The 18,738-nt window shown below is 62.0% G+C and carries 17 protein-coding genes; 9 read left to right on the plus strand and 8 right to left on the minus strand.

Annotation, left to right across the window (positions count from 1 at the left end; genetic code table 11):
* Nucleotides 1–24: 24 nt before the first annotated feature.
* Nucleotides 25–1,122, plus strand: a complete 1,098-nt coding sequence (locus C41B8_RS19705) for a GGDEF domain-containing protein (protein WP_084188979.1) — start codon at nt 25–27, stop codon at nt 1,120–1,122.
* Nucleotides 1,123–1,265: 143 nt separating this feature from the next.
* Here the strand turns inward: C41B8_RS19705 and C41B8_RS13555 are convergent, their stop codons facing one another.
* The 4 genes from C41B8_RS13555 to cls all read right to left on the minus strand — a co-directional run bounded on the left by C41B8_RS13555 (nt 1,266) and on the right by cls (nt 6,010).
* The gene (locus C41B8_RS13555) at nt 1,266–2,381 is read right to left on the minus strand and encodes a D-alanyl-D-alanine carboxypeptidase family protein (RefSeq protein WP_198025197.1); all 1,116 of its coding nucleotides are present in this window, start codon (nt 2,379–2,381) and stop codon (nt 1,266–1,268) included.
* 376 nt (nt 2,382–2,757) lie between these two features.
* Nucleotides 2,758–3,141 carry a DUF302 domain-containing protein gene (locus C41B8_RS13560; RefSeq protein WP_037339223.1) on the minus strand — a complete coding sequence of 128 codons (384 nt, stop codon included), beginning with the start codon at nt 3,139–3,141 and terminating at the stop codon, nt 2,758–2,760.
* A 486-nt stretch (nt 3,142–3,627) separates the two neighbouring features.
* Nucleotides 3,628–4,293, minus strand: coding sequence for a haloacid dehalogenase type II (locus C41B8_RS13565; RefSeq protein ID WP_037339226.1), 666 nt, complete (start codon nt 4,291–4,293; stop codon nt 3,628–3,630).
* Nucleotides 4,294–4,549: 256 nt separating this feature from the next.
* Nucleotides 4,550–6,010: a cardiolipin synthase gene (gene cls, locus C41B8_RS13570; RefSeq protein ID WP_084188981.1), complete on the minus strand. Its 1,461-nt coding sequence runs from the start codon at nt 6,008–6,010 to the stop codon at nt 4,550–4,552.
* 1,015 nt (nt 6,011–7,025) lie between these two features.
* On the opposite strand from cls, the gene C41B8_RS13575 reads away from it, so the two are divergent.
* Together C41B8_RS13575 and C41B8_RS13580 are read left to right on the plus strand one after the other, a co-directional pair.
* The gene (locus C41B8_RS13575; protein WP_037339229.1) at nt 7,026–7,745 is read left to right on the plus strand and encodes a DUF2076 domain-containing protein; all 720 of its coding nucleotides are present in this window, start codon (nt 7,026–7,028) and stop codon (nt 7,743–7,745) included.
* 571 nt (nt 7,746–8,316) lie between these two features.
* Nucleotides 8,317–9,525, plus strand: coding sequence for a WG repeat-containing protein (locus tag C41B8_RS13580; protein WP_037339232.1), 1,209 nt, complete (start codon nt 8,317–8,319; stop codon nt 9,523–9,525).
* A gap of 89 nt (nt 9,526–9,614) precedes the next feature.
* Here the strand turns inward: C41B8_RS13580 and C41B8_RS19710 are convergent, their stop codons facing one another.
* Together C41B8_RS19710 and C41B8_RS13590 are read right to left on the minus strand one after the other, a co-directional pair.
* Nucleotides 9,615–10,073 (minus strand): cupin domain-containing protein, encoded by a 459-nt coding sequence (locus C41B8_RS19710; protein ID WP_051883517.1) that lies wholly within the window; start codon nt 10,071–10,073, stop codon nt 9,615–9,617.
* Between the two features lie 242 nt (nt 10,074–10,315).
* The gene (locus tag C41B8_RS13590; RefSeq protein WP_037339235.1) at nt 10,316–10,906 is read right to left on the minus strand and encodes a LysE family translocator; all 591 of its coding nucleotides are present in this window, start codon (nt 10,904–10,906) and stop codon (nt 10,316–10,318) included.
* A 110-nt stretch (nt 10,907–11,016) separates the two neighbouring features.
* Between C41B8_RS13590 and C41B8_RS13595 the strand changes: the two genes are divergently transcribed.
* Nucleotides 11,017–11,874 carry a LysR family transcriptional regulator gene (locus tag C41B8_RS13595; protein WP_037339237.1) on the plus strand — a complete coding sequence of 286 codons (858 nt, stop codon included), beginning with the start codon at nt 11,017–11,019 and terminating at the stop codon, nt 11,872–11,874.
* Between the two features lie 198 nt (nt 11,875–12,072).
* On the opposite strand, the gene C41B8_RS13600 is transcribed toward C41B8_RS13595, so the two are convergent.
* Nucleotides 12,073–13,011, minus strand: coding sequence for an AraC family transcriptional regulator (locus C41B8_RS13600; RefSeq protein ID WP_037339239.1), 939 nt, complete (start codon nt 13,009–13,011; stop codon nt 12,073–12,075).
* A gap of 120 nt (nt 13,012–13,131) precedes the next feature.
* Between C41B8_RS13600 and C41B8_RS13605 the strand changes: the two genes are divergently transcribed.
* The 5 genes from C41B8_RS13605 (at nt 13,132) to C41B8_RS13620 (ending at nt 17,086) form a co-directional block, all read left to right on the plus strand.
* Entirely contained in the window at nt 13,132–14,052 is a 921-nt protein-coding gene (locus C41B8_RS13605; protein WP_037339241.1) for an SDR family oxidoreductase, read from the plus strand.
* A 645-nt stretch (nt 14,053–14,697) separates the two neighbouring features.
* Entirely contained in the window at nt 14,698–15,573 is an 876-nt protein-coding gene (locus C41B8_RS19715) for a GGDEF domain-containing protein (RefSeq protein WP_051883518.1), read from the plus strand.
* A 204-nt stretch (nt 15,574–15,777) separates the two neighbouring features.
* A complete protein-coding gene (locus tag C41B8_RS21170; protein ID WP_415752838.1) occupies nt 15,778–16,020 on the plus strand; it encodes a MarR family transcriptional regulator in 243 nt (80 codons plus the stop codon).
* A 147-nt stretch (nt 16,021–16,167) separates the two neighbouring features.
* On the plus strand, nt 16,168–16,503 hold the full coding sequence (locus C41B8_RS13615; RefSeq protein ID WP_198025200.1) for a TA system antitoxin ParD family protein: 336 nt from the start codon (nt 16,168–16,170) through the stop codon (nt 16,501–16,503).
* Between the two features lies 1 nt (nt 16,504).
* Nucleotides 16,505–17,086 (plus strand): zeta toxin family protein, encoded by a 582-nt coding sequence (locus C41B8_RS13620; RefSeq protein WP_232226076.1) that lies wholly within the window; start codon nt 16,505–16,507, stop codon nt 17,084–17,086.
* A gap of 181 nt (nt 17,087–17,267) precedes the next feature.
* Here C41B8_RS13620 and C41B8_RS13625 read toward each other — a convergent pair whose 3' ends face one another.
* On the minus strand, nt 17,268–18,389 hold the full coding sequence (locus C41B8_RS13625) for a hypothetical protein (RefSeq protein WP_051883519.1): 1,122 nt from the start codon (nt 18,387–18,389) through the stop codon (nt 17,268–17,270).
* Between the last annotated feature and the right edge of the window lie 349 nt (nt 18,390–18,738).

The raw sequence follows: 18,738 nt of genomic DNA on the forward strand, positions 1-18,738 counted from the left end.
TTCGGGTTGGGGGGTAGAACAACCATGCCAAGGGACGTCTCGGACGGGCGTTACGTGCATACCGCGGTGGTCGTCATGATGTCGCTGGCGATTTTCGCCTCCGCCTCGGCCACGCTCGTGAACGCGCTAAACCCCGGAAGCCATCTGATGGACGTGGTTGTACCGCCCCTGATGTGCCTGGTATTCGCCGGCTCGCTCGTTGCGCTGGTACGCCATCCCGAATGGCTATTGCCGGTCACCCGGTCGGCATTATCCGCGTCCAGCGTCGCGCTTATTGCACCTACTTGGCTATATACCGTGCAGGCGCTTACAACCCCGGGTACCCAGCTCATCGCGATACTGCCGCCGATCTCATCGCTGCTGGTGGTGCTGATCGTCATGGTGATGTTCTTCTTCCCATTACGCCAAGCGTTCTGTATCGCACTCTTGCTCTGGCTATTGATCGCCTTGCCGGTGCTGATTTATCTGGTGGCACATCCGGCCGAAATGTGGACACCCCGTGGCACCAGCCTGCTGATGACCTATGGCCCGATCATCCTCATGCTCGTCGTGCTGTTGCCCATGCTGTCGGGCATGCACGGCACGATCGATCGCCTGGCCTCGGATCGCGTATCGATGGAGGCGCTGATCAATCTCGATCCGTTGACGAAAATCCACAATCGGCGCGTTAGCGAGCAACTCCTGAAAAACTGTATCGCCGAGCGGATTGGCGGCGGCGTCATCATGTTCGACCTGGACCGGTTCAAAGCAATCAATGACACGTACGGCCACGCCGTCGGCGACCAGGTACTCACCGCCGTGGCAGCCCGCTGCAAGGCGCTTTTGCGTGCCAACGAGTGCGTCTCGCGATGGGGTGGCGAAGAATTTCTGGTCGTCATTCCCGGCGCCGACGATGTCGTCGTCCGTCAGGTAGCGGAACGCCTGCGGCGGGCGATTGCGAATGCGCCGATCGGCGCTGTACCCCGAGTGACCGCGTCGTTCGGCGTTACGACGATCCGCCCGGACGATAGCCTAGCTGGGGTACTGGAGCGAGCCGACCGGGCGCTTTATCGGAGCAAGCAGCGCGGCCGTAATCGCGTCGCCGTCTCGCCGGCCTTGTTGGACGGCGAGCCGATGGCCTGAGCGTCGACACGGCGTGCGCCCCGCGAGGCGTGAGAACCGGGCGCCCGCGGCGCGAGGCCGGGCGCCGTGTGTGGCTTCGGGCACGAACGCCGCGGCATCAGAGGCCCGGCGTTCGCAGGCCGCCGCAAGTGGCCGGGTAGCCGCTACCAGAAGCTGTAGCGGGCGTCGTCGTTCAGCGCCACGAGCGGCTTTCGCGCAATGACACGCGAGCCCAGCTTCACCACCAGATGCCCGATCGGCTGGCCTTTCTTGATGGGCGCCGTAATCGAACCGGGCAGCTCTACATGAGCTTTCAGCTCGGAATACTGGCCGCGCGGCACCGTGGCATACAGCGAATGCCGTAGCCCAAGCGCCACCTTGTCCTTCTCGCCGTGCGCCACCTTCGCCTTGATCACCGACTGGCCTGCGTCGTACACCTTGTGCACGGCATAGTTGTGAAACCCGTAGTCCAACAGCGAGCCGGTGACCTTGGCCAGATTGATGTAGTTGGCCGCGCTCGAAGCCTTCGGCTTGTCGGCGCCCATCACCACGCCGATCAACCGCATGCCGTGGCGCTCGGCCGAGGCTGCGAGGTTGTAGCCCACCGCGCTCACGTAACCCGGCTTGAGACCGTCTACACTGGGATCGCGCCACAGCAGCTTGTTGTAGTTGTTCTGGTGGATGTGGTTCCAGGTGAACGACTTCAGCGCGAAGAAGCGTTCGTAGTCGTCCGGGAACTGGCGGATGATCGCCCGCGACAACTTGGCCAGATCGAGCGCCGAGCTGTGTAGGCCCGGCTTGGGCAGCCCGTTCGGGTCCGTGTAATGCGTGTCGTGCAACCCGAGCTGGCGTGCCTGCTGGTTCATTCGCGCCACAAACGCCTGCTCGCTACCGGCGACCCCTTCGGCCAGGGTCATCGCGGCGTCGTTACCCGATGGCACCAGCATGCCTTTCAACAGATTGTCGACGCTCACGTCCGAGCCGACCTTCAGGAACATGCGCGAGCCGCCTTCATGCCAGGCTTTCTTGCTCACATGGAACTTCGTATCCAGCGAAATATGGCCGCGCTTGATGTCCTGGAACACGATGTACGCGGTCATCAGCTTTGTCGTACTCGCGGGCGCCAATTCCTTGTCCCGGTCCTTGGCCGCGAGTATCTGCCCGGTTCGATAGTCCATCAACACGTACGCCTTGGCATCCAGCGGCGGCAGCGACGGCACGATAACCGGCGGCGTCGCGGGCGTATCGGCAGCCGAGGCGGCGCCGCTGAAGGCCGACATAACGAACAGACACGAACAAAAAACTGACTTCCGCATGAGGTGATAAGACCGTAGAAACCGAGGGCTGGATAATGAGCGGGGCTCGTCGAAGCGGGGATTCTACAGTCAGGCGGCGCGAGATACTGAAAGGTTTATCCGGTGCAACGAAGACGTGCCTGGGTTTCTGCTCTGCCGCGCGGGCCCGGTGGTTCGAATCAACGCCCCCGTTGGGCGGTAAGCCCACCGGGCCGATTTTGCGACGTTCGGGCCGACGCGTGCTCGTGCCAGGGAGCCAGGCAGGACTGCCCGAAGGCGTGTCACTCTCGGCCGGCAGAGGTTTTAAGCGTTGGCGGCCGCCGCTACGTGCCGTGCCGCTACAGCCGCGATAGTCAGGGCACTACTTCGCGTCGTCGACCATACGGATGGTTTTTTCTTCCACTTCCGTGGCGACCGATGCCAGCGCGGAGTCGTCGGACAAGGACGCGAGCATCGGCGCGGGGCGAATCAGCCCGATCCGGGTCTGCCCGTTTTCGGTGTAGACCGAGATGCGGCAGGGCAGCGCCATATTCAGCCGCATGTCGGCGGACAGCACCTTAGCCGCCTGTCGCGGATTGCAGACCTCGAAAATCCGGCACTGCTCGTCGAATGCGACCCCTTTGTCTCGCAACGTCGCGCCGAGATCGTGTATATGAAGAACCCCGAATCCATGCTGCTTGACCGCAGCCTCCAGATCCACCGATGCCTGGTCGAACGATTTGTCCGTCTCGACGATGTAATACATGTGCAGCCGCCTCGGGTCATGGTTTAACGACCACTGCAGCATAAAGACGACGCGTTCGGATTTCGCAAGCACGTCAGGCCGCGCTAGGGCGTGTTGCGGTTTCGTGTGCGCACCGCGTTGGCGTCCGCAAATCGTGTCCGGCAAGGCGCGAGTCGCCGCGTCGTGGCGTGCCACGACCCAGGCTCGCAACGCCGCCGGGCGCGATTTGCGGCCCAACCCGGAGGGACAAGCGCTGTTTTGTGGCAATCCAGCGTTGTCGCTCCCTCGCGTAGAACGACTACGCCACGTTCGCTACGCCTCGTCTTGCCGCAAAACTGCGCTTGGCGCGGACGCGCACGAAACCGCAACACGCCCTAGGCCGCTCCGAGCGCAGCGCTCTCAGCAAAACGCAGGCCCGACGCCGGCTTCGGACGCCAGCGACGCCATGCGGATCGCAATCGCCGGGCGTTACGGGCTGTTCGGTTTGCGACCCGGCTTCATCGGCCCTCAGAGTGCGAGCAACCGGTCGGCCACTTCAACCAGATCATCGCCATGGGCATCGGCCGGGAGAAAGACGTCACCCGGCTCGCCCTCCAGCCGAGAACACCAGCCGGCAAGAGCGCCGGCGCGTTTGGCGCCATGGCAATCCCAGGCATGCACGGCCACCAGAGCCATACGATCCAACTCGCAGCCCAGCGCTTGCGCGATGTGATGATAAACATCCGCCGCGGGCTTCCAGGTCCCGACCACGTCGCAGGTCACGACCTGATCCACGTAGCCGTCGAGGCCGGCCCCGGCGAGGAACGATCGGGTATTCGCCGGATCGCCGACGGTCAGGCAGCCGATGTGCACGCCGGCCTCGGATAGTTTACGCAGCGCCGGCGCCGCATCGGGAAAGGCAGGGACCCGGGCAAAACCTTCCAGCACATGGGCCATCTCGTCTTCCGACATGGCCTGCTGGGTTTCGGTACGCAGAGCCTGGCGGGCGGTCGCGGTGAAATCCGGAAAGTCACCGGCCAGCGTCAACGCCATGGCATCGCGCTGGAAGCGCATGAAAAAAGGCCCCAGCACCTCGGCGGGCTGCCCGACTGCCTCAAGCCGCTTAGCGATAGGTGCGAGGTTGAGCAGGGTCTCCAACACGTCGAAAGCCACGGCGTCGATGCGATGAGTCATATCCGGCTCCCGAGCGCGATGAGCTAATAGCCACGGGTGACGGGTATCAGCCCGGGCGAACGAGCGTCAAGGCGCATGTTTCCGCTTCTGGTGCCGCTCGCGCCCGAGCGCGCCGGATTTCAGTAAAAGACGAAGTACCCGCCGTCCAATGGCACGCGGACGTTTGGGTTAGCCGGAGAAGCAATTCGCGTAGACAAGGGCAGGCCTGTGATCGGCCTCGTCATTATTTATTTTAATTGCTTATGTGAGCGGCGGATTAAAACCACCACGCGCCGAGCCGGGTAAAGCTTTCTTCGAAGCGCTCCCATAGCGATCGCCGCTCCCATGCCCAACGCGTTATGCGTTTGGACTTGGCGCGATCCTTCTGGAATTGGGCCTCCATTTGGTGCCCGAAGGCCTGCCCCAATACGACCGCGTTGACCTCGTCGTTGTGCCGGAAACTGCGCCAATCCAGATTCGTCGACCCCACGGTGGACCAGACACCGTCGATCACGATCGTCTTGGCGTGCAGGATGGCGTCCTGGCGCTCATAAATTTTCACGCCGGCCTTGAGCAACGTCGAGTAATAAGATCGCCCGGCAACCCGTACGAATCCCTTGTCGGTATGGGCCGGCAGAATGAGGACAACGTGCACGCCGCGCCGAGCGGCCGCGGTCAGGGCCTTGATGAACGCGTCGTTGGGCACGAAGTAGGCCGCGGTGATATGGATGGATTGCTGGGCGCTATTGATCGCCGATAACAGCGTGGCGTAAATCTTCGGCTGGGGTTCGTCGTGCCGACTCGCCAACGCCCGTACCACCTGCGAACCGACGTCATGCAGTGGCGGGAAATAATCCGGCGGGTTTATGGTCGGCCCGTTCTGGCTCTGCCAGTGACTGATGAAGATCTTCTGGAAATCCGCCACCACCGGGCCCTGGATTTCGATATCCGTATCACGCCATTTCCATCGATCGTCATGTTCCTGTAGCCGACGCTCGGGCGAAGCTGAATAAACCGACGTGATGTTGATGCCCCCGGTAAACGCGATACGTCCATCCACGATGATCAGCTTGCGGTGATCGCGATTATTGAGATTGGCTAGCGAACCGCCTTTGAGGGGGTCGATCGGATGGTATTCCACCACCTGTACGCCGGCGGCTTGTAACCGGTCGAAATAGGCAGCCGGGGTATCCATGGAGCCGTAACCGTCATACATCAGGTTGACCTTCACACCCTCGGCACGCTTCTTCAGCAGCAGCTTCGCCAAACGCTTGCCGATCGTATCGTCGTTGAGGATGTAGGTCTCGATGTTCACCGTATGCCGGGCGTGGGCAATCGCATTGAAAATCGCCGCGAACGCCGAGGGCCCGTTGATCAGGAGGGTCGCCTTGTTCCCCGTCACCAACGGGTTGTTTGTCAGCGCGGCTTCGACGGCCAGATGACGGCGCAGCAGGCCACTATCGTCGGCGCCTTGCTGCAGGTGCTGAATGACGTGCTCGCTCTGGGCGCGCGAGAGGGGGCCATGGGCACCAAACACGATCGGTTTGGCGGCGGGCACTGGTTTGTCGGTGTGAACTGCCCGAGGCAGCGAGGCGCAGCCGGTCATGACCCAACACAGCAGCAGCGCCGTGCCGAGGCCGCAACCCTTGATGGTTGAGTTCCACGCACTGGCGTGACGGACAGCAGGGCCGTTTTTGCGAATACGCCCGCGTGGGCTCGGCAGCCAGCGTTTGTTCATTCCACTGCGCCCATGCAATCGGCCCTACAATTTTTATCGATTATCTGCCATACCGTGGCGTGGCGACGCTTACCGGCTGCTGACTCGATACTGAGCGCCGGCCCGGCGTGGTCCAGTTTGCCCTGGTACGCGCCTTGTAAGGACGGTCGCCTTGCCGACCGAATAAGCAAGGTGGCCATGATGCGTGTGATCGCCTCGACCCTGCTGCCGGGCAAGGCTCCAGCCACAGGCGGTCTCCGCTCGCCATGTCGCGCACCATGCGGACACAGAAAACCATCGCAGCGCTGATGGAACTCAACGGCATGGCCCGTATTCGGCACGCGAGCGCGCCGCCACGATCGGACCGTAACCGAGACCTATCGGCTCGGATCAGCAATACGGGTTAAGAGGCTTTCTCGGGCGCCAGCCTTTGGCATTGGCTACGTCGATTGGATGACGAGCGGTGCACGAGTTCGTTCAATACGGGCAACCGCCGAGAGAGGCGATCGAGTCGCGCGCCAGCAGTGGCTCGAATGCGGCGGCAAATGGATGGTGTCCCGAAGGGAGGCTTGTTTAGAGCAGTAACGGCGAACGTCAGGATGGCCGATTTACACGCCGTCCGCGTCTCAGGCCGAGCGGCGGCAACAATGAACTATTTCGCAAAACCACGTGTCGTATGCAACGACCTAAGTTTTTGACGGACCTTCGACGCGCGCTATCAGAACAAGCTCTAGGGTCTGTTGAGGTTTCGTGCGAGTCCGCGCCAAGCGCTGTTTTGCGGCAAGACGAGGCGTAGCGAACGTGGCGTAGTGGGTCTACGCGAGAGAGCTATAACGCTGTATTGCCGCAAAACAGCGCTTGTCCCTTCGGGTTGGGCCGCAAATCGCGCCCGGCGGGGTTGCGAGCCGGGGTCGTGGCACGCCACGACGCGGCGACTCGCGCCTTGCCGGACACGATTTGCGGACGCCAACGCGGCGCTCGCACGAAACCTCAACAGACCCTAGGCGCGTGCCGCGGCCAGCGAGGTGGACAGACTATGGAATCGCAGGAAAAACAAATGATCGACGGGCTGTTCGATCGGCTTCAACAGGCCGAGGAGCAGACCGGCGCACGAGACGGGGAAGCGGCCACGCATATTGCAGAGCGGATCAAGGCCCAACCGCACGCACCTTACTACATGGCCCAGGCCATGCTGATACAGGAAGCTGCACTCAAGAAACTCCATGCCCAGGTCTCCGAACTGGAGCAACGTCTGGCCCAGGCGGAGCAGCACCCCGCATCAGGCAACCGTGGCGGCTTTCTGGCCGGCCTGTTCGGCGGCGGTGGATCGGGTGCGTATTCTTCCGCCCCATCGAACGCCGCTGGAAGCGCGTCGAGTGGCGGCTCGTCCTACACGCCGCCGCCGTCTGCCGGGCCTGCGCCGTCACGCGGCAGTGGCTTCCTCGGTGGCGCCTTGCAAACCGCGGCCGGCGTGGCTGGCGGCATCATGGTGGCGGATATGCTGACCGGCATGTTCCACCATTCCCAGCCCGAAGAAATCGTCAACGTCATCAACGAGCCGGGCGCCGCCCCAATGGATGCGGGCTTCGACAACGGCGGTGCGGGTAATTTCTACGATCCCGGCGATACGCGCTGGGACGCGGGCGCCGGTAACGATTATGCCAATACCGGCTACGACGATCCCGGCAACGGGTTGGGCGACGGCGGGTGGAACGATGACGGCTGGAGCGGTGGCGACAACGACGATTTTGTTTGACCACTGGCTCTAAACAAGTCAGCACGGTATCGGGGTGCCGCCGTGCGTGCGGCGCCGCTGGCCCGCATCGAGACCGAGCATTTCTCGTAGCCACCCGGGCTGACGCCAAAAATGCCACGAGGCACGCCCGATAAACCGCGACGGAGAGCCGGCTCGGCCACGTGGTTCCGTCTGATGCCGATCGAGCGTCGTTGGCGTTGTCACCGCTGCCGCGTCGTCTTTCCACGAGATCGTCCGAAGATCATCGCGCGGGCGAATGGTTGAAATAGCGTGCTCTGGCGCCGTTAACCCTCGTCGGACCGATCATGTGCAATCGCGACGATCCGATTGGCCGGGTGGTGTGCTCGTAGTGATCCGCGGAGCGATAGCGAGGCGGTCGTGCGGGGCCGTGGTGTTGAACCGGGGCAACCCGGTTTGCGTGGAAAATCTTCGCGGGGCGTGGCAAGTTCGCTCTGCCGGCCATCAGAAGAACGCGCTGAAGATGTCATCCACGTACCGTTTGTTGTCCGCCGGGCTCTTGCTCGCCTGCGGTGTTGTTTCGACGCCGGTCGTAGCTAAGCCGGAGTACACGATGGCACCGCGTGCCGGGCTGTACGAGATCAACGCGTTCAGCGAGGGACGGGCTCGTGTCGGCGGAAACCTGTACGAGGAAAATCTGAGCGGCTTCGGCTTTCTCGACCCGCGGGGGCAATACGTCGTCAAACCGCAATACGACAAGGCGGGAAACTTTCACGACGGGCGTGCCGCCGTAGCCAGGCAGGAAGTGCACGATAAGGTGGTCGAGAAATGGGGCTATGTCGATCGTAACGGTAAGACCGTGATCGATCTCCAATATGCGCGGGCGCATGCTTTTTCCGACGGCCTGGCCGCCGTCGAGACTCAGGACGGCGACTGGCAGTTCATCGATCGCAGCGGCCGGCATGTACTGGATGTGGATTCACGCTGGTACGGCGTCGATGCCGACAACCCGAATCTGCACCATCCGCTCGGCGACTTCCACGACGGCTGGCTTCTGATCGTGGACGAGCGGGGCGGCAACAACTTCGTCGACCGCGACGGCCATAAATTGCGCGACGAACCCTATCCAGCGGCCGAGCGGTTCTCAGACGGCCTGGCCGTGGTATCGATCCACGCAACCACCGACCCGGGGCCCAAGGGTGACAACGCACTCAGCCGCATCTACAACAACTTGCCCGGGCCGGCGCCCAAGACCTACGAATGGGCCGTCATCGATACACAGGGGCGGGTGCGCTTTCGCGTGCCCGACGATATCGATCGGCTGGGGCCATTCATCAACGGCCGGGCCCGGTTCTATCGCAACGGCAAATGGGGTGTGCTCGATGACAAGGGCCAGGTCATCATACCCGCCCGCTATGAGCACAAACCGCGCGGCTATGGGCGGGACGTCATGCTCTTCGCCGTCGACGGCAAGCGAAGCAACAACAGCGACGGCTATATAGAAACCTTCGATCGCGACGGCCATTTGATTGCACGCATCCCGTTCGTCGACGACCAAGGCCGCTTCATGATCGACGGCAAGCATCGATTTCATGAGGGCCTGCTTGGCGTCGAGCTGGCCAGCGGCCTTGGCGGCGATAAACCCTTCAAGTCACTGGGTTGGGGCTTTATCGACGCGCACGGCAACGTGGTAGTCGATCCGCAATTCGACTGGGTGAGCGACTTCGACGGCGGCCACGCCTTCGTCAGCCCGAAAGACACGGGCACGGTCGGCATCATCCGCAATCCGGTCGACGCCCCGCAGTCCGCCAACGACTCGTAACGAACACCCTGCGCCCGGCAGGCCACACGCCATAAAGCCGGCCCGGCGCCGCGATCGGCGGGCGGCGCCGGGCGGCCCCGCGACCGGGGTCAAACGAAATGAATGCCGTGGGCCAGGCCGATTTCGACCAACCGTGTCTTATCCGGTCGCTCGGATTTCGCAAACTCTGCCGCACTTTCCGCGAAAAAGATTTCGAACCCGGCCGGCGCGGCATGGATCAACAGCCGGCCCGGTGTCGCGCCGACGTTGCGGTACGCATGCACCGAAAGTCGGGGCGCGAACACCGCGCCATGCACGCCCACCGGCCGCCATTCCCCGCCGGCAAGAAATTCAAAATCGCCGGCCACGACGAAAAACCACTCGTCCTCGTTCTCGTGATAATGCGGCGGCGGCCCGCCGCCCGGCGGCGTCAGGGCCGTGAACACCACTAATCGGCCCTCGGTTTGCGCACCGTCCAGATAAACCCTCACCTCGTCACCATAGGCATGCAGTACCTGGCCGCCGGTGGCCTCCGTAATCACGGCGTCCGGCGCGAATGCAACGCTCATAGATGTTCACCGTTAGTCAGCTATCGAACACGCTCGATCCAAACCACGACTCACCTATCAACCTTCAACGCCAAGCCGGCAGACGGCCCGCCTAAAAATAATACTGCGCCACAAGCGGATTGTTCGGTTTCGACGAAAAAATATGTAGGGGATGCTGTAGTTGCGGTCCTGACGGAATTCAGAGGACAACAGGTCATCGGGCCTGGACCAATCGGCGTCGAGGCCGCCGACTAGTGTTCGCGTTACTCAATCCAAAGCGCGGAGATCGACAAGGCGAGCAAGCCGCCAAGCGTCCAGTTCGCAATCTGCCAATGCCGATCCGCACGCAGGAATTGTCCCAACGCGCGGCCTATCAGGCACCACAGCGTCAGCGAAACGAGAGCCGCACTGGCAAAGGCCGTTGCCAGTATGGCGGCCAGCGTCCAGGGGTTCGCGGCTAGCGTGCTGAACGAAACGGCGGCGCTCAACGTCACCGCCCAGCCTTTCGGATTCAACCAAAGTAGGGCAGCGGCGCCGGTGAACGAGATCGGCTGGCGTAGGCTCTTCGAATCCGCGTTCGGTCGGCCGGCGGAGGCGACCCGCCATGCCAGATAGAGCAGATAAGCCGAGCCGGCAATCTGCATCGCCAGGTTTAGCGCCGGGAACGCCTGCAACAGGCTGCCCAGACCGAGTGAGCTTGCGGCTGCCAGACTCGCCAAGCCGAGGGCGATGCCGGCAATCAACGGCAAGCTGCGGCGCAGGCCGTGTTGGGTACCGGATGCGGTAGCCAACGTGGTTGCGCCACCGGGCGTGATCGTTGCCACCACAACAAAAACCAATAGCGAAGGCCACATTGCTCGCCCCGAAAAATATGAATCCGGCGATTCTCGGATGCTCGGGCCGATACGGATATCGAATGTTTATAATGCGGGGTATTAGCTTTGCTAAAGCCTCGGGCTTCGCGATGCCCCGGAATATTGAAATCCGTCTTCTGCGGACGTTTGTCGCCGCCGTGCATCACGGCAGCATGGCCAAGGCCGCCACCGCACTGCATTTAACGCAAGGCGCGGTCAGCCAGCAGATCAAACGGCTGGAAACCGTTCTGGGCCAGCATCTGCTGGAGCGTGGGAGTTATGGTCTGAATCCAACGGTCGACGGTGCACGTCTGCTCCGTCACGCCGAGGACATGCTCGATCGAAACGATCGTTTCGTCGCCGAAGCCAGGCCGGGAAAGCTCGACGCGCCGGTGCGGCTCGGTCTGCCCGGCGATCTGATCGGCCGCTATATGCCGGCCATTCTCTCGTCGGTCGCGACCACCGACCCGGATATGGAGCTTTCGGTGCGTAGTGCCACCTCTCCGGAGCTCGATACCATGCTCCGGTCGGGCGAACTCGATCTGGCTGTACTCGAAGCACCCGAACGAGCCAGTGGATCCACAGCGCTCATCTCCGATCGCCTCGTATGGGTCGGCGGCTCGGCATCACCCGTTCATACCCGGCGCCCGCTGCCGTTGTCGTTCGTCAGCGAAGGCTGTGTATTCCGCAGTTCCGTTCTCGATGCGCTCCGCGGACATCACATCCCGTGGGTCAGCCGGTTCGAAGGCGGCAACCTCGAAGCCACCACGGCCGCAGTCGCTGGCGGCCTGGCGATCACTGTCAGCCTCGAATCCGTTGTACCGCCCCAGTTACATATTTTGCCGCCCGAATCGGGGCTGCCGGCGCTGCCGCGATTTTCCATCCATCTCTGCCGGAATTCAGGTTCGCGGTCTGCATCGATCGATCGGGCGTCCGAATTCATATGCCGCGCGATCGAGGCCGCATAGGGCGTGTTGAGGTTTCATGGGAGCGCCGCGTTGGCGTCCGCAAATCGTGACCGGCGAGACGTGAGTCTGGGTCGTTGCGAGCCACGGCTGTAGCGGTAGCGGGACTACACCGGAGGGCTATCCATATCGCCAGACCTGGCCGGAAAGGGGGAGCCGCCTAAGGCGCGAGAAGCCGGGGCAGACGAGAAGAGAGTCGGACTAGGCGAGGGGGTGGAGACCCTGGTCTTTTTGCTGAGTATCGCGCGCATAATCGCGCGGCGAACAACCCATCACACGCTTGAATGCGGTACTGAACGCGCTTTCGGAAGCGTAGCCGAGCGACATCGCTATCGCGGAGATCGGCTCGGCATCCGCGCTTAAGCGGTCGCTTGCCAGAAGCATACGCCAGCGCGTCAGATAATCGATCGGTGACGATCCGACCATCGTCTTGAAGCGGCGGGCGAAACTCGAGCGTGACATACCCGCTTTCGAAGCAAGCCGCGGCAAGGTCCAGCGCGTGCCCGGGTCGGCGTGAATGGCGCCAATGGCTTTAGCTATTTGGGGATCGCTCAGGGCAAACAGCCAGCCGGCGTTTTGGTTAATGCCATGGGCCAGATAGAGCCGAAGGGCGTGAACCAGCATCAGGTGAGCCAGATGCTGGGCGATCAAGGCATTGCCAGGCCGCTCGTCGAGCAACTCCCGGCGCATGCGCTCCAATGCCCAACGCAGTTCCGTTTTATCGTGCTGCTCGTGCAAGTGGATGATGGGCGGCATCGCACCAAGCAGAATTTCGGTATGGGCGCCGGCGAAGACGAAATGACCGCCGAGGATCAGCGTTTCATGGCCGCCATTGATCGTCGCCACGCCATTGTTCCACCCGTCCCGCCTCAGATCGAGAAACGGTACGGGATCGAGGTCGAGCCGCCGCGCCAGACGAAACGGACGCCCGTTGGGCAGCAGAATGCAGTCGCCGGCCTGCAACTGCACCGCATGATCCACGCCTTCGACAGCGAGCCAGCACGTGCCGGACACCAGTGCGTAACACTTGATCCCGCTGTGGGCCTGGAACGCGATCGACCAGTCGCCCCCGAGGTCGAAGCCGCCGGCGACGTAGGTCACCGGCTTGAGTAGGCGAAGCACGTCCGATAACGGATCCATAAATGTTCTGAGACGATTACGAAATTATTAGAGACTTTAAAGCATAGTTCGTCCCAGTTCGATCGCCTATGCTCAACGCTCCCGCCGCTCCGGCGGCCTGTTTTTGTAAGGAGCAAGCTGATGCGCGTATTCGTAACCGGTGCGACCGGGTGGGTGGGGGCAGCGGTGGTCAAAGAGCTGATCGATGCCGGTCATCAAGTTCTCGGGCTGGCCCGCTCCGAGGACAGCGCTCGTATGCTCGTCGAAGCCGGAGCCCGCGTGCACGAGGGCGCGTTGGATGATCTGCACAGCCTGCGGGCGGGAGCGTCCGAGTGCGACGGCGTCATTCACACCGCGTTTAAAAGCGACTTTTCCCAGTTTCAAAAAAACGCCGATCTGGATCGCCGCGTCATTGAGGCCATCGGCGACGTGCTGGCTGGGTCAAATCGCCCGTTCGTAACAACATCCGGAACCTTGATGATCGCGATGGCCACACCCGGCCGCTTGGGCACCGAACAAGACACGCCCGATGCCTCGATCCCGCGCGTACCGTCGGAGCTTGCGACGCTGTCGCTGGCGTCCCGGGGCGTTCGCGCTTCCGTAATGCGCTTGCCGCCGTCCGTACATGGCGATGGCGATCGGGGATTTGTTCCTCGCCTTATCGATATCGCGCGCCAGACCGGTGTTTCGGGCTTTATCGGCGACGGCAGCAACCGCTGGCCAGCCGTTCATCGCGCCGATGCGGCCCGCGCCTTCCGGCTCGCGCTGGAAAACGGCCAGGCCGGCGCTCGCTATCACGCAGTCGACGACGACGGCATACCCGTTCGCGAGCTGGCGGAAATCATCGGTCGACGACTGGGCGTACCGGCCGCCTCAATAGACCCCGACAAAATACAGGCACATTTCGGTTTCCTCGCCATGTTCATCGGCCTGGACGCACCGGTTTCCAGCATGCAGACCCGCGAGCAACTCGGCTGGACGCCGGTCGAGCGCGGGTTGTTGGCCGACTTGGCACAAGGCCGCTATTTCGATGGGACGAAAAGTAAATTCACGAGCGGCTGAATGGTCCGCGGCGCAACCAAGCAGTGACAGAGGACGATCTCTACCAAACGAATTCGAAGGCGAAGCGGCGGTAGGGGTAGGACGCGTGAGGCCCGAGACGCTGGGCGGTGGAAGAAGGAGTCGAGCGAGGCGAAGGCGCCGGCCACTGGGCCTGCCTCCTACTGCCGGCACCGTATAAGCCGCGCCTTTGGCCAAAGCGGGGCAAATTGCGGGCGAGGATCGCGAGCACTACACTGACTGGCGCTAGGGCGTGTTGAGGTTTCGTGCGAGTCCGCGCCAAGCGCTGTTTTGCGGCAAGACGAGGCGTAGCGAACGGGGCGTAGTCGTTACGCGAGAGAGCTACAACGCTGGATTGCCGTCGTGTCGTCAATTTATATGGGCGCTTGTCCCTTCGGGTTGGGCCGCCCATAAAAAATTAACCATGGGCGCCCGGCGGCGTTGCGAGTCTGGGTCGTGGCACGCCACGACGCGGCGACTCGCGCCTTGCCGGACACGATTTGCGCACGCCAACGCGGCGCTCGGACGAAACCTCAACACGCCCTGGGTCCGGCGGGTACGGAGTGAAGCATTCGCCAGGAATGAATGCGGAGACTCTCAAGAGGGGCGGATGACGCATCGGCGGGTCCGGATGGTGTGGCGCTGACAATGCAGGAATTCGACACGCGTACCGCGCCGCTCACGATTAAGTCGGGTCCGGAGGTCGGTTGGCTGCGTCGGTTGGTACGACGCGCGGGGGTCTGGTGGGGCACGTTGCTGTTCGTGGCAGTCGGCATCGTGACTTCGTTCGCGATCACCGGGACCGCCATGGCCGTAGCGGGGTTGCCAGACATGATGATTGGCTATGTCTGCGCCCTGATCTGTTCTGTGACCCTCGTGCCCCTGATGGCGGGCAGCCTGCTATCGCTCATCCGGCGTCTGGATGAAGCCGAAAGCCAGCTCTACCATCTGGCGCGGACTGACGAGCTGACCGGCCTGCCGAATCGCCGCGCCCTGATCGAGGCCGGCCTGCGATGCTCCGGGCCTCGCGCGGTCTTGATGATCGATGTCGATTACTTCAAGCGCATCAACGATACCTATGGCCATCAGATCGGTGATCTCGTCCTCTATGAAGTGGCCGGTCGATTGGCGTCGCAATTCGCTAGGGCTGGCCTGCTGTGTCGTTTTGGGGGCGAGGAGTTCACCGTTTTGCTCAACGACACAGACCGCCAGAGCGCGCATGACCTGGCCGAACGTGCCCGCCGGAACATGGCCGAGACACCGCTACAGGTCGCCGACTTGCCCGCGCTGCACGTCACCGTGAGTATCGGCATCGCTGTGACGTCGGTCGATCATTCGCTGGCTACAGACAAACTCATTGATGCGGCGGACCGTGAGGTCTATCGGGCCAAGCATAAGGGACGAAACTGTGTATGTCTGGCCGATACCACGGCCGACCCGCCCGGTTCGGATGAGTCACCGCCGTACTGTTCCGAAGACGGGGCGAGCGAGGGGCAAAACACGGCGGTTTCCGGCGCCGCATAATAAGTTCGCCTCGCCAAAAATTAGAGGCTTAGGCGAATTTCGTCGTACATGAGTCGGGTTTGATTCATACCCGGCATGGGCGGGAATGGCAGGCGGGCAAGACCCCTCCTCGGCTTGTTGCCAGGTCAATTCGAGGTGCTGGCCACGCGCAAGCGATCCGGCGAACCTGATGCGCTATTACCGACTGAGCTGTAGCGGCTGATGATGATTTCGTCGGGCGGCGTAACCAGTCGTGTCGATCGGCTTGAAAAGGCGGGTCTAGTTCGTCGTAGACGCAGTCCAAAAGATCGGCGAAGCGTTCAGGTCGAGCTGACAACCAAAGGGTTGGCCAAAATCGATGCCATACTCGAGTGGTCACAAAGAGATTGCTCAAAGGCCTCGGGGCCGAGACACCGAGATATGGAGAAGCCGGGTTTCTCGCGATTCTTGCTTGGCGCAGATCCTTGAAGCGCATGAACTCTTAACCAGCCCGACGCGTCTGGATGGGCTGTTATAGCGTCTGGCGCACCACAGTTGTGGTAGATTTTAGTTTCGAACGATGGGCGCGCGGCAATGCGGCCATCACATGATCTGCGACAACGCAGGAGGCTGGTCATGGCTACTGAAAGTGTTCGCCTATCACGTGCCATTCTTGGTCAGGCACGAAAGGAAGCGGGCGTGATGTCTCGCACCGTTCAGGCCCAGCTGGAGCATTGGGCTCGTGTCGGCCAGGCGATCGAGAACGCGCCGGGGTATGACCGGACCAAGGTGCACGACGCACTCCGCGGGCATATCTCTCCCGACGAACTGGACCCTTATGAGCGGTCCGTATACGACGTGGAGCATGAGGCCATCATGGAGAAGGCGGGCGACGAAGAAAGAGCCTTTTTTAAACAGCTCGCTGACAAGCAGCGCGCCGCAGGCGTCAATTCGGAAGACTTAGGCACCTGAGGTGGAGTCGAGGCCGACGATGTATGTGCTCGCCGGCCCGAACGGCGCCGGCAAGTCGACGCTCTATGAGCAACGGGTTCGCGCCATCACCGACGTCCCATTCGTGAACGCGGATGAGATACGGCAGGAAAGACAGGCTCAAGGCGAAGAACTGGATGCCTACGAGGCCGCGCGCTTGGCTGGGGCGACGCGCGATGCGTATCTGCACGAGAGGCGCTCGTTCGTTACCGAAACCGTTTTCTCGCACGAGAGCAAGCTCGATCTGATCCGAAATGCCCAGGCCCAGGGTTTTCGTGTCGTGATCTTCCACGTCAACGTTCAGAGTGCCGACATATCCGTGGCCCGCGTGCGTTTTCGCGTGACTCAGGGCGGGCACGACGTACCCGAGCATAAAATCCGCGAGCGATACGAACGCAACAAGCGGCATATTCGAGCGGCCGTGGCATTGGCCGATCTCGCCCAGATCTTCGACAGCTCGAAGGCGAATGCGCCAGCGCGACATATTCTGACCTTCAAGCAAGGCCAGCTTGATAAAGCCGCGGACCATATCCCGGGCTGGGCCAAGGCAATCTACGGTCTGTAAGTGCTCGCCCACGCAGGCGAACAGTAGAGCGCAGGGTGGTGGGGAGGCTCGCATTGTGCGCAAAATCTAAAGATAGACTTTATAAATCCCCTCAATTGGAGCGGCCGCGAACCGGGCGGCGCCGGCAGTCGCCCGAGGCTCTTGCGCTTGGCCGCATGCAGGGACTGCGGCAAAGCTGCCGTCAGATGTCTTCTCGCGAGGCTTTGTTGAGCCGCGTCACCTTGCGATGACGCATACGCTGGCGGTAACCATAAGTCGCGTTGCGAACCGTTGTATCGCCCTCCAGGCTCAGGCCGAGCGCACCGGTAATCGTGGCCACCGAGGTAATTAGCCAGGCGAGGCCCAGATAAGTGCCGAGCCCGACAGGATGACCGAGTATCTGTTGCAGGTAATGGCCGGGGATGAAAATCAAGGACGTCGTAAAAAACAGAGCGAAAAGCCCCAGGTAATAACACACCACGCCGATAAACAGCGTGGTCAGTGTGGTGGCGTTATACAGCCAGACGAGGGCAAACCTCGTGTTTGCGCTTCTGGGTTCCCACAACCCATGCGCGATTGTGATCCAGGCAATCATCGCGGTGAACGAGGTGCCCATAAGTGCGATAAGGCGCGTTGCGCCGTATGCATCGCTCAAATGCCAGAGCGTCGGGAACACCAGGCCGTAGGTTCCGGTCGCGAACGCAATGGCGACCACCCGTTTGAACGAGGGCAGAATCGTCCACGGCCGGTTGGCGTGCACCATGCCCGCCAATAGCTGGATATAACCGCGCCAGCGGCTTGTGGTGACGAAGCGGACATCGATCGCCGATTCGTTTGGTATAAGACGCTGAAGAGAAACGAACGGCCAAAAATAGCGGCTACTCACCAGCTCACGGGCATTGACGCTGATGTCGCCGCGCTGTCCGTAGCGGCCGGCGCGGCGTGCCATGTGTGCTTGCTGACGGTCGCGCGCCGCATCCGAACTGCCATGATGCATTTCATTGACTAGTTGTAGGATGGCATCCCGCAATCGCCGCGTCGGCTGGACGAACCCCAAGGCGGGCTGAGACAAAACGCTCGCGCCATGCCGGCCGTCCGCTTCGGCGATCGTGAGCCGACCGTGGCGCACGATCGGCAGATCCGTTACGCATACCACATACTGCCACCCCTGGCTCTGCATGACCTGGCGTGCCTTGGCGATAATGTGCTCCGTATCGTCTTCGGCTCCGATCAGTGGATCGGTCATGGTCTCGACATGCCAGACCAACCGATCATCGATGCACTGGCGCAGCAATTCCGGCAAGTTGGCGACGATGCGCCCCACGGCCGCCTCTGGCAGATCGGGCGCCGGAATTAAACCTAATGTCGCCTCGACGCGCGAAGCTGGCGCCGTATCGTGTTGCTCTGACCGCATCGTTGACTTTGGCGATTTGCAGGTAACGAGTTGTTTGGGCGATCCAATTTGGGGGCTCGGGCGAAGATTGCAATCGGGGCGGCCGCCCGCCTGACTCCAGCGTTGGCCCGCACCGCAGATCGAGCATTTCGCATTTCGGATAGGAAACAGTGGAATTCCGACTCGGAGCAAGAAATCGGGATAACCAGCGTCCACGGCCGAGCTATATGCAAGTCTGGTGTATGGAGACTTGATCAAGCGGCGCTCCGGCGGTCCTGGG

It is taken from the genome of Salinisphaera hydrothermalis C41B8, from assembly GCF_000732535.1.
Lineage (GTDB): Bacteria > Pseudomonadota > Gammaproteobacteria > Nevskiales > Salinisphaeraceae > Salinisphaera > Salinisphaera hydrothermalis.

Bases quoted from the DNA above. Each gene is read 5' to 3' on its own strand.
- C41B8_RS19705 (WP_084188979.1), top strand. From the start codon at position 25: ATGCCAAGGGACGTCTCGGACGGGCGTTACGTGCATACCGCGGTGGTC.
- C41B8_RS13555 (WP_198025197.1), bottom strand. From the start codon at position 2,381: ATGTCGGCCTTCAGCGGCGCCGCCTCGGCTGCCGATACGCCCGCGACG.
- C41B8_RS13560 (WP_037339223.1), bottom strand. From the start codon at position 3,141: ATGTATTACATCGTCGAGACGGACAAATCGTTCGACCAGGCATCGGTG.
- C41B8_RS13565 (WP_037339226.1), bottom strand. From the start codon at position 4,293: ATGACTCATCGCATCGACGCCGTGGCTTTCGACGTGTTGGAGACCCTG.
- cls (WP_084188981.1), bottom strand. From the start codon at position 6,010: ATGAACAAACGCTGGCTGCCGAGCCCACGCGGGCGTATTCGCAAAAAC.
- C41B8_RS13575 (WP_037339229.1), top strand. From the start codon at position 7,026: ATGGAATCGCAGGAAAAACAAATGATCGACGGGCTGTTCGATCGGCTT.
- C41B8_RS13580 (WP_037339232.1), top strand. From the start codon at position 8,317: ATGGCACCGCGTGCCGGGCTGTACGAGATCAACGCGTTCAGCGAGGGA.
- C41B8_RS19710 (WP_051883517.1), bottom strand. From the start codon at position 10,073: ATGAGCGTTGCATTCGCGCCGGACGCCGTGATTACGGAGGCCACCGGC.
- C41B8_RS13590 (WP_037339235.1), bottom strand. From the start codon at position 10,906: ATGTGGCCTTCGCTATTGGTTTTTGTTGTGGTGGCAACGATCACGCCC.
- C41B8_RS13595 (WP_037339237.1), top strand. From the start codon at position 11,017: ATGCCCCGGAATATTGAAATCCGTCTTCTGCGGACGTTTGTCGCCGCC.
- C41B8_RS13600 (WP_037339239.1), bottom strand. From the start codon at position 13,011: ATGGATCCGTTATCGGACGTGCTTCGCCTACTCAAGCCGGTGACCTAC.
- C41B8_RS13605 (WP_037339241.1), top strand. From the start codon at position 13,132: ATGCGCGTATTCGTAACCGGTGCGACCGGGTGGGTGGGGGCAGCGGTG.
- C41B8_RS19715 (WP_051883518.1), top strand. From the start codon at position 14,698: ATGCAGGAATTCGACACGCGTACCGCGCCGCTCACGATTAAGTCGGGT.
- C41B8_RS21170 (WP_415752838.1), top strand. From the start codon at position 15,778: ATGATTTCGTCGGGCGGCGTAACCAGTCGTGTCGATCGGCTTGAAAAG.
- C41B8_RS13615 (WP_198025200.1), top strand. From the start codon at position 16,168: ATGGCTACTGAAAGTGTTCGCCTATCACGTGCCATTCTTGGTCAGGCA.